The sequence below is a fragment of the Parapedobacter sp. genome, from assembly GCF_035556095.1.
Classification (GTDB): domain Bacteria; phylum Bacteroidota; class Bacteroidia; order Sphingobacteriales; family Sphingobacteriaceae; genus Parapedobacter.
On the sequence record NZ_DATMFT010000029.1, the window covers coordinates 230,178 to 247,012 of the forward strand.

7 protein-coding genes are annotated in these 16,835 nt (G+C 51.5%); 6 read left to right on the plus strand and 1 reads right to left on the minus strand.

All coding sequences use genetic code 11. The features are described from left to right. Positions 1-44 precede the first annotated feature (44 nt). Together VNQ80_RS18830 and aroQ are read left to right on the plus strand one after the other, a co-directional pair. On the plus strand, positions 45-1,688 hold the full coding sequence (locus VNQ80_RS18830) for a gliding motility protein RemB (protein ID WP_325641585.1): 1,644 nt from the start codon (positions 45-47) through the stop codon (positions 1,686-1,688). A gap of 34 nt (positions 1,689-1,722) precedes the next feature. Beyond that, positions 1,723-2,145 carry a type II 3-dehydroquinate dehydratase gene (gene aroQ / locus VNQ80_RS18835; protein WP_325641587.1) on the plus strand — a complete coding sequence of 141 codons (423 nt, stop codon included), beginning with the start codon at positions 1,723-1,725 and terminating at the stop codon, positions 2,143-2,145. On the opposite strand, the gene VNQ80_RS18840 is transcribed toward aroQ, so the two are convergent. Beyond that, complete coding sequence (locus tag VNQ80_RS18840) at positions 2,084-3,301, minus strand: multidrug effflux MFS transporter (RefSeq protein WP_325641589.1); 1,218 nt, start codon at positions 3,299-3,301, stop codon at positions 2,084-2,086. The two genes, aroQ and VNQ80_RS18840, sit on opposite strands and share 62 nt — an antisense overlap. Before the next feature lie 65 nt (positions 3,302-3,366). Between VNQ80_RS18840 and VNQ80_RS18845 the strand changes: the two genes are divergently transcribed. The 4 genes from VNQ80_RS18845 to VNQ80_RS18860 all read left to right on the plus strand — a co-directional run. Next, positions 3,367-5,370, plus strand: a complete 2,004-nt coding sequence (locus VNQ80_RS18845) for an ATP-binding protein (protein WP_325641591.1) — start codon at positions 3,367-3,369, stop codon at positions 5,368-5,370. Positions 5,371-5,402: 32 nt separating this feature from the next. Continuing rightward, complete coding sequence (locus tag VNQ80_RS18850; protein ID WP_325641593.1) at positions 5,403-7,418, plus strand: tetratricopeptide repeat-containing sensor histidine kinase; 2,016 nt, start codon at positions 5,403-5,405, stop codon at positions 7,416-7,418. After that, complete coding sequence (locus tag VNQ80_RS18855; RefSeq protein ID WP_325641595.1) at positions 7,415-8,140, plus strand: response regulator transcription factor; 726 nt, start codon at positions 7,415-7,417, stop codon at positions 8,138-8,140. Before VNQ80_RS18850 ends, VNQ80_RS18855 begins: the two co-directional genes overlap by 4 nt. Before the next feature lie 141 nt (positions 8,141-8,281). Then, on the plus strand, positions 8,282-16,835 hold an 8,554-nt coding region (locus tag VNQ80_RS18860; RefSeq protein WP_325641597.1), incomplete at its 3' end, for a fibronectin type III domain-containing protein.

A 16,835-nucleotide genomic window follows, 5' to 3' on the forward strand; every position in this document is an offset into this window, starting at 1 on the left:
CCCAATTCTTGGTGGCAAATAGTATCTTTGCTGACTGATACACGATGACTAGACATTTAGATTTTCCGAACTTGCGGCTGTTGTTGGTTCTTTTCTCGCTCTTTGCCTTTGCACACCGCGGGGTTTCGCAGGCAACATACCAGCCATATTCCTATCACTTTTACCAAAAGCTAAACGGTACGTTGTACCATACCGATACACGCCTGCACACCGCTGTGAAGCCGATGATTATGCATGAGGTGTTGGTGCCGCGGTACGATTCGCTGATGCAATTGGGTGTGCAGGAGCGGCACTCGTGGGGCGGACGTAAATTATACAATGAACATTTGATTGAAGCGAGTGACGACGATTACACCTTTTATGCCGATTTCCTGCCCGATTTCCAAGTCGGTCGCGATTTCGCCGGCGGCGGACGAACCACTTGGCTCAATACGAGAGGTGCCCAAGCTGGCCTAACCATCCAGGATAAGTTTTCACTTTACGTCAATTTCTTCGAGAACCAGGGTGTGTTTCCCGATTACCTCGATCGGTACATCTTCACGCATACCGTTACCCCCGGCCAGGGGTATGGGAAATCCATGCCAGACAATCCCAGTAAAAAGGATTGGATGTACGGGTCGGCCGTGCTGTCCTACACGGTGAATGATTACCTGAACGTTACATTGGCCTATGACAAAAACTTCATCGGTGACGGCTATCGGTCGGTATTGCTGTCGGATGTGTCTTCTAATTACACGGGCCTGAAACTGACGGGCAAAATAGGCAACGTGCAATACATGAGCATGTGGGCGTATATGCTAGACCCGATGCATCCACGTTCGCTCGACTCCGTAAGCCGCGCGGGCGACAATTGGAAGTGGGGGGCATTTCAATACCTCGATTGGAACGTAACCAACCGGTTCTCCATAGGGCTTTTCCAATCGGTGGTATGGGGCGCTCGGAATGCCGCCGGAAGGCGTGGTTTCGATTTCAATTACCTCAATCCGATCATTTTCATGCGGCCCGTGGAATTAACCAATACCTCGTCGCCCGATAAGATGCACCTCGGACTGAACACCAAATACAAAGCCCTGCGAAACCTGACGGTCTATGGTCAGTTCCTTTTGGGCGAGTTTACCGCAAAGGAGTTCTTCTCGGGCAACGGCCATGTGAACAACAAATGGGCCGCGCAATTCGGTTTCCGTGGCTTCGACGCATTCGGTATCAAAGACTTGAATTTCCTTGCTGAATATAACACGGCGCGACCGTATACCTATAGTCATTTCGATCCGGTAAGCAACTATAGTAACTACGGTCAGCCACTGGCTCACCCATGGGGGGCCAACTTCCGCGAACTGGTAGGCGTGCTGAACTACTCGTACAAACGGTTCGACTTTTCGTTCCAAGGTACCTGGGGGCAGTTCGGCACAGATGCCGATTCGACCACCAACTGGGGTGGTGATATCTTCAAATCGTATGCTAGCCACCAGCAGGTGTATGATAACCGCATCGCCCAAGGGGTACGCAACAACCTGTTATATGCAGACGGACGGATATCGTACTTATTCAACCCTAAATATAACTTGCGGATAGAAGCGGGCGCGGTATACCGGAGGCATGGCGTTCCTGAGCAGGGTAGGCACCACCAAACCGGCATGCTTACACTCGGGTTACGTTCGTCCTTCCGCAATTTGTATTACGATTTTTAAGTTATCTCCACTTTTTTTTGGATATTGTGCCACTATGAGCAGGATCATCATCATCAATGGCCCCAACCTGAATTTGTTGGGTGTGCGTGAAAAAGGGATTTATGGCGAGCAGCGATTCGAGGACTATTTCGAAACGTTGAAATTGCAATACCCCGGGGTGGAGCTCTCCTATTTCCAGAGTAACAACGAGGGGGAGCTTATTGATAAAATCCACGAAGTGGGTTTTTCGGCCTATGGGATAGTCCTCAATGCTGGGGCCTATACGCACACGTCGCTGGCCCTTGGCGATGCCATCGCAGCCGTGACCACACCGGTGGTGGAGGTCCATATTTCGAATGTGTACGCCCGGGAGCCATATCGCCACCATTCGTACCTGGCCAAAAACTGCAAAGGGGTTATCTGTGGTTTTGGTCTTGATGGTTACCGCTTGGCTGTAGCGAGTTTATTGCCAGAATAAGCATGGCCAGGCTGGCGCAGCCGGCCATCACCGCCGCCATGGGTATCGAAGTACCGTTGTGGAAATAGCTTACCATCCCTGAAGACACCGCCCCGCAAGCCATCTGCAAACTGCCCAAAAGGGCAGAAGCACTGCCCGCTAGTTTGCTGAAGGGCCCTAGTGCCAAGGCCGAGGTGTTGGGGAAAACAAAGCCCTGTGAGCCTAAGAACAGAAAAATCAACGCGACGATCACAACAAGATTGATATAGCCTGTGAGGCAGAGGCCGACGAGCACAAGCCCGATAGAAGACTGCACCATCAAGGCAATTTTGGCAATCTGCTCACTACTGTATTTAGTGAGCAGGTACCTGTTCAGTTGGCTCGCCGTGATCAGCGCTGATGCAATCAGTGCGAATACGATGCCATATTGACTTTCATCCAATCCATACAGCGTAATCATCACATAGGGAGATCCCGCTAAATAGGCATATAAACCCGAAGAAGCCAAACCGCCAGCAAATGCATAAGTGATGAACTGCCGGTTCCTGAAAACTTCCCAATACGACCGGGTAATGGGCCGGGGCAGCAACGACATTTCGGGATTGGGGGCTTTGCTTTCCGGAAGGAAGAAGATAACCGCCGCCAAGATACCTGTGGTAATCAACGCCAGTACGACGAATATGCCATGCCAGTCCCAATGGGCCATGACGAAACTACCCACCGTGGGGGCTAATATGGGGGAGATGCCGATAACCAGCATCAACATGGAAAAAACTTTGGCACTTTCCGTAGGCCCGAAGAAGTCGCGCACCATGGCACGCGAGGCAACCATGCCGCCGCAGCTACCCAATGCCTGCACAAACCGGTATGCGATGAGATTGTCGGCTGAATTGGTCAGTGCGCAGCTAATGGATGCGGCGATGTAAATGACCAGTCCGACGATAAGCGGTACCTTGCGGCCGAAGCGGTCGAGCAGTGGACCGTAAACGATCTGGCCGGAAGCGATACCAACGAAAAACGAGGTAAGTGACAGTTGGATATGTGCTACCGTCGTATCCAGGCTTGCAGCTATGGCATCAAAGCCCGGCAGGTACATGTCGATGGAAAATGGCCCGATGGCCGAGAGCAGCCCGAGCGTGATGAAGATGAAAAACCGATTCGTGCGCGCGGATGTCATGAAAGTGACAAAAATAGGGCTTTATTTCGGTATTTTCCTACCTTTATGCCCAACGACCAATGAACATGGCACCTTTACATAAAAAAGATTACGGTTATCTCATGGTATTGTTGTGGGCGGCGGCACTCGTTTCTATATGGGGCTGCGGCGGTCCAAATAACGGGGTGGCGCTTAATGAGGGCTCCTATAGCGCGCTTTATGATTCCCTGAGCGTTGAAGTGACGTATATGGATTCGTTGATGGAGGCCGACAACCTGTTGGCGCTGGAAAACCGACTCCAGCAATTAACGGAAAGCGAGGAATTGTGGCTTCGCCACATGGATGCTCCCGAGTACGCTTGGATGTCTTTCTGGATGGCGATTTTCCACACACGTTTGGGCGACCTGCACGAGGCGAAGCACTACAGTGAGCGGGCTGTGGCCCGGTTGGACAGCCTACGGATGACGCCTTATAATTTGACGTTTACCACTACGGTGCTGAACAATGCGGCAGGTATTGAGGCGGAAATGGGGAACTACAGTCGGTCTATTGAACTGTTGTTCCGCGCCATGGAGTATTATAAAGGTGATACCATCAATGAGGATATTATTGATTTGTACAATAATATCGGGCATAATTATAATGTCATTGGTGAACATGACTTGGCCGCCCAGTACTTTGAGCGGCAACGTGCGCTGACCTGGCAACTTGGGGTAGAAAATGGATATGGCCGCTATCATCGCAACATGGGCGAGCTATATTACAATACGGGCCGATACGAAGCGGGCGTGGATCATATGAAGCAAGCGGCGGATTATTTCCGTCGGTTTGAACAGTCGGACGAGGAACTTTACGTCAATACCATGCTTGCCCAGCATTATATCGCGCTGGATCGGTTGGATGAGGCGGAAAAACGGCTTCAGGGAAACCTACAGCAGGCTGAGCGCCTACAGCTTTGGGAAACTTATGTGGAGGCGGCTATCAGTCTTTTTGAGCTTCACCTGGCAAGGGGGAATGAAGCAGCGGCATTTGCATCGATTGAGCAAGGCTTGTCGCGGATCCACCTGAACAATACGGCGCGGATGCAGCTGAAGATCTATGACCGACTGATTCGGTATTACGAGGAAAAAGGTGTCTTCCAAAAGGCCTTCAATTACTTGACCGAACGCAATTCGATTCAGGATAGTGCATTCAACGCGGAAAAGGGCGACTTTATGCGAGAAATGACTGTAAAGTATGAAACGGACCGCAAGAACGATCAAATTAGTCAGTTGGAGCTCGAAAACCAACGAGAACGGCGGGTCAAGACGGCCTATTTGGCCGGGTTGGTGCTACTCGTATTAATCGTCTTGCTGGTCATTGTTTTGCTACGGCGGATTTCAACGCAGAAGAAAGCACTGGAAGAAGTAAATGCGACCAAGGATCGGTTGTTTTCAATCATTGCTCACGACCTCCGCAGCCCGATGATTGCACTGCAGGGAATGGGCAATCTCATCGGCCATTATTTAAAGAACGGCAATCGCGAAAAGCTGTTGCAAATGGGCAATAAGACTGGCGAGACACTTGCCCGTATCAACCATTTGCTCGATAATTTGTTGAATTGGGCAGTGACCAACAGCAACCGGATAACCTATAATCCCATGGAGCAGAGGGTGTCAAAATTGGTGGAAGAGGCTTTGGCGGTTCACAAAGCGGCTGCCGAAGCGAAGGATATCTGCTTAACGGTCGACGTGGACGCTGTAAGCGTATGGGTTGACATGAATATGGCGGCAACGGTGTTGCGCAACTTGATTTCCAATGCCATCAAGTATGCTCCCGAAGGAAGTGCCGTGACGATAGGTGGTGCGTTTGACCCCGATTATTATGTGGTGCGAATTCAGGACGAAGGCGGTGGGATACCCCAGGAAGTAATTGACGCCCTTCAACAACCAGCGGGTGCGCTGGTGTCCGGTGGAAGCCGGCAGGGATTTGGGTTGGGACTGCGATTGGCCATGTATTTCGCGAAGAAGAACTATGGTCAACTCATGATAAGGAATGAAATGAAAGGAGCAGTCGCGGAAATCTACTTGCCGCTGGCTGTTCACAACTAGCGGATGTTTGAACGGAAAGACATTAAACGGCTATGAAGCAAGCTAAAGAACGCGCACTGCCCGGTAGCTTAGGGTTAGGGGTGTTGATCGTGCTCTTGGTCACCGGTTGTTTTTCGGGTGCTAACAAACGCGGGCTTGGTGCTTCGGCCGATACCACGCTCGAATATGGGGCTTCGATGGCCTTGCTTAGGGAAGAAATCCAAACCTTGGACTCGTTGTATGAAGCAGGAAGCATGGTGTCGATGGAAAACGGTATCCAACGACTGCTGCAACGCGAACAGGAGTGGGCAGGAGGGCTGGGGGCCGACGAACATGTATGGTTATATGAATCGATTGGTGAGTTCCATTATCGCCTTGGGAACCTGACCGAAGCGCAGCATTACAATGCAGTGGCGATTTCGCGGCTGGATTCCGTTAAAGATAGTGATTTAAAGATAAAGGTGTGGAACAACCGCGCGCTTATCGAGAGCGATTTGGGTAACTATGAAACCGCGCTCGAATATCTATTTGAATCGATGTATAGTTACGGAAGCGATACCGTGAATCACGCGTTTATCGATTTATATAATAATATTGGGACCGTATACGGGGCCAGCGGAGAGTATGAACTCGCCATCCATTATTTCGATAAGCATTTTAAACTGGCAAATACGCTTGGATTAGAAGAGGAGTTCGGGTATTACCATGGCAATGTGGGGCACGTGTATTACATCATGGGTCAGATCGAGCGGAGCGTATCCCATTTGAAGGAATCGAAGGCTACTTTTGCCAAACACGGCCAATTCAAAGAAGAATTGCACATCAATACCTTATTGGCTTCCAATTATATAGCATTAGGGAGTTTGGATGATGCCGGGCGTTTGCTCCAAGGAAACCTTGAAACGGCGGAAAGCAGGCAACTGTGGGAGATTTATATGGAGACGGCCATCAGCCTGTTTGAATTCTATATTGCCAAAGGCGACGAGCCGGCCGCTTTTGCAGCGATGAGACGCGGGTTGGCAAAAGTACACGTCACCAACACCACCCGTTTGCAGCTGAAAATGTACGACAGGATGGTCGATTATTACAGAGATGTAGGCGACTTTGCGAATGCATTCGCTTGTCTACGGCGTAGAATCAATGTCCAGGACAGCCTGCTCGAAGTCTCTCAAACGGAGCTGATGCGTGAATTTTCGGTGAAATACGAAGCCGATCGCAAGAGCGACCAGATCGCGCGCCTGAACACGATGAATGCAGCGGAGAGACGTGCCAAGGCGGCTTACTTTATCGGTTTGATGTGCGTGATTGGCGTGTTGCTGGTCATTTTCTTCTTGCTGCGGCGAATTTCAATGCAAAAACGTACCCTAGAGGAAGCAAACCGGACAAAGGATCGGCTGTTTTCCATCATTGCGCACGACCTTCGCAGCCCGATGATTGCACTTCGAGGCATGGGCGATCTACTAAACCATTACATCGATAAGGAAAACGAACAAAAGCTATCGGAACTCAGTGAAAAAACGCAGAAAACACTTACGCATATCAATCACCTGCTGGATAACCTACTCAACTGGGCCGTTGCCAACAGTGACCGGATAGGCTATCGCCCGGTTGAACAAGAGGTCCGGTCGCTGGTGGAGGAGCCATTGTCCGTACACAGGGCCGGTGCAGATGCCAAGTCGCTACGATTGGAGACCAAGCTCAGTCCGGCACACGTTTTCGTTGACCTGAATATGGCAGCTTCCGTCTTACGGAACGTCGTTTCGAACGCGGTTAAGTATTCGCCTGACGGTGGCAAGGTGATCGTGGTTGGTTCGTGCGTGGATGACTTTTACGTTGTCCGTATTGGTGATGAAGGCCCAGGAATCCCCGAGGAGATTATCCGACGGCTTCAGCAACACGGGGGAACGTCGGTTGTCGGCGGCGGCAACGAAGGTATCGGGTTGGGGTTGCAACTGGCCATGCATTTTGCCACAGCGAATCGTGGAAAAGTGGTCGTCAGCAATCGGAAAAAAGGTGCATTAGTGGAAATTTGGTTACCTTTGAAGCAACTAACGGCGCTTACAAGATGAATGTATTCATAGTCGAAGACGAAGACCTATATGCCGACCAATTGGTGATGTTGGTTGAGCGTGCCGGCCATACCGTTTGCGGGATAGCGACCAACGCGGAAGAAGCCCTGCGGTTATTCGAAAAAAGCGATGCGGATATGGCACTCATCGATATCAATCTTGCGGGCGAAATGGATGGCTTGGAACTGGGAAAATGGTTGAAGCGGTTTAAGGACGATATACTCATTATCTTTATCACTGCCCACTACGCAGATGTTGAATACTTCGAAAGGGCCAAACAGCTTTCGGCTTACGCATTTTTGAAAAAGCCTATTGACGTGACGGATTTGTTGCGTACCATCGAACTGGCATTCCAGTACAACACCACGCAGGCCGACATCGGCACCCGGGGTCATATGCACGACCATCACACCTTGCTGGTGAAAATTAAAGCAAAGTATATCAAGATTGACCAAAACGACATTACCCATATCGCTGCCGAGGACAAGTACTGCTCCATCCACCTCAAAGACGGAACGGTGTACCTGGAACGGATTTCACTCAACGAGTTGAACAAAAAGCTGTCCCCGCGACTATTTGCCCGAACCCACCGGAGCTACATTGTTAACCTAAACAATGTACAGGAAACCGATACGGCCGAATTTACCATCAAAGTCAGCGGCCACCGTATCCCGCTTGGAGATACCTACAAAGCATATTTTTTGAAGAAGTTCGGAGCCTAGCGGTGAGAATTTTACCGGTTCGCGCCGTTATTCATCCCGTTCACGACATTTTTCCCCACCCATTTTATTTTTTCATTTCATTTGTTGCCTATAAGGAAACTGATAGCCAGTTTCCGAGCCGTATCTACCATTATGGGCGTTATGAAAAAAGAAAATTTACCGCATCATTTGGATTATTTTTCGTTGTTGCCTAGGGAAATGAAGTGGATTGCCGGGTTTATCGGCTTGTTGCTGTTGATTAGTGGAAATGTGTTGGGGCAGCCTTTTCCATACCCATACCCTATGGTAAACTTTACAAATACGATTGAGCCCATAACGAGGGTGTCAGTCGGCAGCATAGATAATAGAACAGATGGGCATACCTACGGTGTTCCGGGGCTGGAGGATTTTACACATTTATCTACAAACGTCCAACCAGGAGAAACAATCAGTATTGACCTGGAAGGTAATACCGACGGGGAATGGACGAATTATTTTACCGTCTTCATCGACTGGAACCAAAATGGCCACCTCGATAATTTAGGTGAAATCTATGAAATCGGGTCTATCAGGAATTCAACCGGCAACGATAACAAACGAGCTACAGGAGACATTTTGGTGCCGCTAGGAGCACTGGAAGGCTATACCCGTATGCGGGTCATAAAAAACTACAACAGTTCTCCAAGCGACCCAGGAGGTACATATAGTTACGGACAAGCCGAGGATTATACACTTGTCGTGGGTGCGCCTTCAGCTTGCCAGCGCCCCAATGGCTTTTCCGTCGTGGATATCAGCCCATCTTCCGTTAATCTTTCATGGGTAGGCGACGGTGGTACTTTTGAAATCAAGTGGGGAGCTGCCGGTTTTGATGTCGATAATGAAGGCTTACTGGTGACGGATATTACGGCGACAACTCAACGAATATCCGGATTGACGGCCGGTACTAGTTACCATGCTTACGTTCGTCGCAATTGCGATACGGAAGGATATAGCGATTGGGTTGGGCCTGTTGTGTGTTTGCCGGGCTATTATTATACCGCCGGTGACATTCCAACCCGGTATAATTATAGCCCCGGTGTTGGAAGCGATTTCTGTGCCCCCGAACCTACGCTGACCATCGAAGTGCCCATAGGCTATCAACTCTCGGGGCTTACTGTCAAATACGACATGATAGCCCGAAACAGCGCCTGGAAAAGCGAGCAAGCATCGATACTCTACTCGACAACATTGGGTGTAGGCGAAGAAAGCGTGACGTTTGGCACCGATGAGTCGGCAGGGATGCAAAGTTATAGCCGTTCGGTCAGCTTTGCCGATGGGGCTACCGGTGACGTTACGTTTGCACTCCGGACTTGGCGGACCTGGGACGGAGGGGAAGGTAGCGGCCCATGCAATACCTATTACAATTATGTTCCCAGCGGCTCGTGGCAGTTGATTCCCGAATTCGAGCCATTGCCGTCTTGTTTGTTTACTTCCGGTTTGGTGGTTGGTAGCATTTCGCGATACGGGGCGACGGTTTCCTGGGAAGCCGCTGGCCTATCGACGGAAGCGTACGAATATTACTACGCCACGACAAACACCCCGCCGGATGCCGCAACACGACCAAGTGGCGAAGCCAAAAACACTTTCGTGGATCTGTCTGATCTTGATATGGGCACCACGTATTACGTCTGGGTGCGTGCCAACTGCGGCGATGGCGACTACAGCAACTGGGTGGGTACGTCGTTTACCACATCAGCACCTTGGTCAGAGCGGTTCGATACGGCATATTATTACGCATTGCCCGCAGGATGGCGGTCGCCCAGCGAGGATTGGACCGTTGACCGAAGAGAATCACTGCTTGATGCAGAAAGCTATTTTGTCAACACCTATTTCTCTAACGGGGAATCGAGGTTTATGATCACGAATACCATCGGGCCGGTAGAAACGGGGGATGTATTCACGTTTATCTATCGAAATGCGTATTATAATTTACCCTACGCGGCTGCCCCGGCTGGTTCGTTCGAGGTTACCGTTGCCGTATCGACGGATGGGGGGGAGACATTCCACGAAGAAGACCGCATTATAACCGACGGTGCGCGCGGTTGGCAGCCGTTCATGCTCAACATGAATGCCTATGCCGGAGAGGCGGTTCAACTCCGTATCGGCGTGGAAGCAATTGGCGAGATCTACTCGTATTATTTTGGACTCGACAATTTTTATGTTGGTCCGCCCCAATGCCCGCAACCATTGAATCCATCGGTTTCGGCGGTTACCCCAACCAGTGCCGTGATTTCATGGAGCGAACCCCTCAACATACCGGAAGGGGGATATCAATACTATTACGCGGACAGCGCTACGCCGCCAACGGCCGCAACCGATGTTTCCGGAACGGCCGTATCCACTTCGGCCAGCCTATCCGATTTATCGCCCGGCGAACGGTACTACTTTTGGGTACGCGCAGTATGCGGCGAAGGCATATACGGTGCGTGGAGCATTGCCGGTACATTTGGCACCGAATTGGAACTGTCCAGCCCGTGGGCTGAAGACTTCGATGCATCGACCGCAGCCCCGCCGGGTTGGGAGACGGCCCATTGGCAGGTGAATGCCGGAAGCGACATCCTCAATTCGGAAGGGAATATCGTGTATTCATCGTTGTCGAACAGCGCGGGTAACTGGAATAAAACACTCACAACGCCCAATATCCGTGTGGAAGCGGGGGATGTGCTCTCCTTCCTGTACGCAACCAAGGATAATTTCTCCAGTGGAAATCCAGCCGAAGGCCGCTTCACCGTCAGTATTTCCGAAGACTATGGCGCGCATTATACGGATGTCGAAACGGTTACGCTCAATAGCACAGTTACTTGGCGGATGTTCAGCTATGCGCTGGATGATTATGAAGGAAAGCGCGTTAAGGTACGCATCGTTGCCGAGTATAGGTCTTGGAGTTACCAAGTCGGGTTTGACCAATTCCGTATGGGCCCGCTGGCGGAGTGCCCCATACTGAACACCGTATCGGCTACAACCGTGGGGTATACGGGCGCGATGGTGGAGTGGGAGGATACGGGTACCGACTACGAATACTACCTTGTGGATAGCAATACGCCCCCCAATGTGTACACTGGTAGCTATGAACGCACGTCGGATACACAGGTGCACTTTGATGATTTAGAAGAAAGTAAAACCTATTATTTCTGGATCCGGGCATATTGCGATGACGATAGCCACGGCGAATGGGGACCGTTGGCGATGTTTACCACACCAACGCGGGTAAGCACACCGTGGACTGAAGACTTCCCGACCGAGGGTGCGCCGCAAGGATGGGAGATAACCGGATGGCAGGTTGGAATGAATCCATATTTTTCCGAACTAGACGGAAATGCGATATATAAAGAACTGTATTACAATTTCGATGTTGGCCAACGCACGTTTACCACGTTACATGTGGGAGAGGTGCAGCCTGACGACCAATTGTCTTTCCGTTATCAACTGACTACATACATCAACACACCCCCCGAAGCCGGATCGGGGAATTTTACCGTCGCCATTGCTACCGATATCGGAGGCCCTTACACCGATATTGAAACAGTTGAAAATAATGGAATCGGTGGCTGGCAGGAATTCTCCTATCCATTGGATGATTATGTGGGCGAGACCATCCAGGTGCGCATTGTCGCAACGTGGTCCGTTGGCACTTACCTCATCGCTTTCGACGATTTCTCGGTGGGTTCGGGGACCGACTGCGCCACCCTAACTGGATTGGTAGCGTCGGATATCACGGCGAATAGCGCAACGTTGGCTTGGAACGAACCTGCTGTCGTGCCAGCGGGATATGATTATTACCTGGCTACCGACGAAACAATACCCGATGCCGCCGCCGAACCATCGGGGAGCATTTCACTGCCCGAGGTGGAATTGACCGACCTGGCTCCTGGGCAAACGTATTATTGGTGGGTGCGGGCCGTCTGTGCAGAAGATGCGCCGGGCGCTTGGAGTGCGCAGCAATCGTTCACCACGGTGCAGGTTACACCGACGCCATGGCTGGAAGGGTTTTCATCCGCGGCCACACCGGCGGATTGGGAAATCAATGGATGGTACATCGGCAATCACGATGACATCGACGGAGGTGCAGGGTACCTGCTTTATTATAACTTGTATTCCAGTGACCCCAGTGCCCAGTTCACGACATCGGACGTGGGCATTATCCAAACAGGGGATGAATTGTCGTTCCGGTTTAAACTGGTAAATTATTACACATCCGAAAGTGCGCCCGGATTGGAAACAGGCGAATTTACAGTAAAAATATCGACGGATTTCGGCGAACACTATGAAACGTTGGAGACGGTACCGAACGACGGTACAACAGGATGGCGATACCTACGGTTGGATTTGTCCGATTATGTCGGGGAGGCCATACGTATCCAGGTAGATGCCGCACAGGAAGGTGAAGCGGACTACTACCTGGCCTTTGACGATTTCTATGTCGGGCCACCGCCTTCTTGCCCGCCTGTTGTCGGTATAGCCATCTCCGAACAGACGACCATATCCGCCAGGATTTCGTGGGATGAACCGGACGATATCCCGGCCAATGGTTATAGCTATTACATATCCACATCGAGCACAGCGCCGACGGAAAGCACGGTTGGCCACGGTACCGAACAGCCGGTTGTGGTGTTAGTAGATTTGATCCCGGCAACAACGTACTACGTTTGGGTGCGGGCGGAGTGTGCAGATGACGATTCAGGCAGTTGGGGCGCATCCGCTTCCTTTACCACTGGCCGGATATATTATGTACGGGAAGGGGCATCGGGTACCGGTGATTCTTGGGCCGATGCATCTGGCGTTTTGCAAGAAGTGATCGATGTCGCCAGCCCCGGAAGCGAGGTCTGGGTGGCCGCCGGCACCTATCGCCCGGAAACAGATACGGGGATGCCGCCCAGGGGTTTTGAATTGAAAAGTGGTGTAGGCGTTTATGGTGGTTTCCCTGCCGATGGCGGGGATTGGACCCAGCGTGACTGGCGGGAAAACCAGACGGTCCTCAAAAGGCACCTCACGGAAGAACTCCCCATAGTCAGCAGTTATGGTGTTGATATTACGGCCGTACTCGATGGATTTATCATCACGGAAGGAAATGCGTCCCGGGGGGGAGGTGTTCGCAACTCAAATGCCTCGCCAACCTTCAGCAATCTGCAAATCCGAGGTAATCATGCAACTTGGGGCGGCGGCGTATATAATAGCGACGGAAGTGCTCCCCGGTTTATCAACGTCGCGATTACCCACAATGAAAGTAGCTATGCGGGGGCAGGAATGAGCAATATGGACACCGACAACCCCATAATCCTTACCAATGTCGTACTCAGTAACAATAAAACCGGCAATGGCTATAACGGTGGCGCCATGGAAAATACAGACGCTTCTCTGATATTAACCAATGTCACGATTGCCGGTAATACTTCGGAAAACAGCGCGGTCTACAATGACAATTCTTCAGTAATTGTGAGAAATACCATTGCGTGGGGCAATAGCAACGGGAATGCTCCTATTAACGGCATCCGTCAGGGCGGAGCCGGAAATGTGGTGACCGTTGATTACAGTCTCGTGGAAGGCCTGACTACCGCCGGAACTAGGGGTAACATTGAAGGGGATACCAATCCCGGTTTCCTCAGCGCAGGAGCCGGAGATTACAGACTTCAGGAATCCAGCCCGGTCATCGATGCTGGTAATGACGGTTATTTTGCACCCGATGCCGAGCCGGACTTGTCGGACATCGACGTCGATGTGGCAGGTAATCCACGGTTTTACGAAGGCAGCACCATAGATTTAGGTGCTTACGAATACAACGAAAATCAACCACCCTTGCCTATCACTATCCGTTACGTCAAAACGGTTACAAATGGCGGTGCGCCGGGAAATAATGGCTTGGATTGGGAAACGGCTTCCAGCAACCTTCAAGCAATGATTGATGCATCTATGGAGGGAGATGAAGTCTGGGTAGCGGCTGGAGATTATCATGCGGTTTACTATGATAGGCCACATATCACGTTTGTGCTGAAAGAAGGCGTAGCCGTGTATGGCGGATTTCCAGCCAATGGTGGTGATGAGAATCAGCGCGATTGGAAGGCGAACGAAACTGCCCTCATCGGGTATGGCGGGGGCGGGTATCCGGTCATATCCAACGATAACCTCACTGCCCGGACGATACTGGATGGTTTTATTATCCAGGGAGGCGACACAGATCGGGGCGGCGGAATTTATAATTGGAACGCATCACCCACGCTTAGGAATTTGTGGATTAAGGATAACTTGGCTACCTGGGGTGGCGGAATCTACAACACGGACGCATCCTCGCCTGAAATTACGGATGTGGAAATCAGCGATAATACCGTTGAATATTCGGGTGGTGGAATGCTCAATGGTGAAGGTTCCAGCCCGATACTTACCCGGGTCGTTATCCGGGATAATACCGTGACCAGCCCGCCGATGTATGGAGGAGCGGCGGGTGGCGGCGCAATTTTCCATGCCGGCGACGGGACACTGAAACTGACCGAGGTAACTGTCACCAACAACACATCGAATAGCGACGGCGGAGGAATTTATTTGGCCGACGAATCGCCAGCGTTGTACCTGGAAAATTGCCATATCTTGGGAAATACCGCTCAGCGAGACGGAGGCGGGCTTTATTTGCACCAAGCCAGCACAGCCGCAACCCTAGTCAATACGGTTATCGGGGATAACCAAGCACTGCGAGGCGGCGGTATCTACAATGACGGCAACTTGATTCTCCTTAATGCGACGCTAGGCGCCAACAAAGCGACCAATGGCGGTGGCTTGTACCACGCGCGCGAAGCGGCAGCGGCGGAAATTGGAAATAGCATTGTTAGCGGTAATTACAAAGCTGATGGGGTAACCGCAGACAATGTGTATAACCCTGGAGCAGGGGAATCTACGCGCAAATACACGAACAGTTTGATCACCGGGAGCGGCGGTAGCGGGTCGGGGACATGGAACGAAACCTATGGTGCCGACGGTGGTGGCAACGTGGAAGGGGATGCAGACTTTGTGAGTACGGACAGGACATCCGTAGATTACCTCTGGCTCAGCGCTTGCAGCCCGGCGCTTGATAGCGGAAGCGACGAGCTTTACGAAAATGGTGACCATAATTTAGCGCTCGATTCGGATGCAGCAGGTAACCCGCGATTGTATGGCGGTAGCATTGATATGGGCGCATTCGAACGACAGCTACCACCGAGCAATACAGTGGCTGTTCCTACTGCCGGCACATATGGAATCGGACAGACACTCACCTTTGAAGTGACTTTTAGTGCACCGGCTTCCGTAACCGGAACACCGTATATCCCACTCATCGTGGGCGGGCAAAACCGAAAAGCTAGCTTTGGATCCGGTTCGGAGTCCAACACACTGACATTCCAGTATCAGGTAGCGGAAGGGGATGAAGACACCGAAGGCATCGAAATGGGAGCTGATATCGTATTAGATGGCGGGGAAATACGGTACACTGACAGCGGAGAAGAAGCCGACCTCTCGCTTTGCGGCGACGCGGAAGAAGGAACACGGATAGATGGAATCAAACCGGAATTGAACGGGATTTCCATCGCTTCCAACAATACGATGGACGATGCTTTGGCCAAGCCCGGCGACGAAATCACGTTGACGTTCAGCGCCGACGAAGCTGTCGGTTTGCCCACGGTCTCCATTGCAGGAAATACGGCGACAGTCAGCGCGCTGGATGATGATGACGAGGTACCCAACAGTTGGCAAGCGACTTATACCATGACCGCCGATGATGAAGAAGGGGCCATTGCTTTTACCATCAAATTTGAAGATAAGGCGGGTAACGGGGGCGAAATTGTTGCGGCGGCAACGGATGAAAGCACGGTAACCTTTGATAAAACCCCACCCCAAACACCGTCGTTGCTGGTTATTGAACGCGGGGACGGAAAGCTGGTCCTTAGCTGGGATGCCAATACGGAACCAGACTTTGCGCTATACCGGCTTTACATGGGTACGACTGCAGATGACTTAAGCGAAACCGTAGCGATCACAGATATAGCCACCACCAGCTACGCGCATGACGATTTAGATAACGGCACGGAATATCATTACCGCATCGCGGCGGTCGATCAAGCGGGAAATGAAAGCGAATGGAGTGACATTTTAAGTGAAATACCGATGGCGTCCCAGACCATTTCCTTCGACGTGTTGGACGATAAGGTTTATGGTGATGAGCCTTTCGCATTATCAGCTACCGCCACATCCGGGCTAGCGGTGCAGTTTGAAAGTAGTGATAATAGGGTTGCATCGATTGGTGACGACGGTGTGACCGTAACTATTCGAAGCGCAGGAACGGTTACCATCACGGCTAATCAGCCCGGGAATACAGCGTTTGAACCGGCGACAGCGGTACCACAAGAACTGGTGATTGCAAAAGCCACACCGGTAATCACCTGGGCCAGCCCTGCGGCCATCACCCATGGCACGGCCTTAGACGATACGCAACTGAACGCGGAAGCTGACGTTGATGGGCAATTGATCTATACCCCTGTGGCGGGCACGGTGCTGGAAGCTGGCACCGGCCACTCGCTTACAGTGACGTTCACACCCGAAGATACAGACAACTACGAATCGGTCGCTGCCGAAGCGACGATTGACGTACTTAAGGCCACGCCGTTGATCACGTGGCCCGACCCCGCCGCCATCACCTACGGCACGGCCCTGGGCG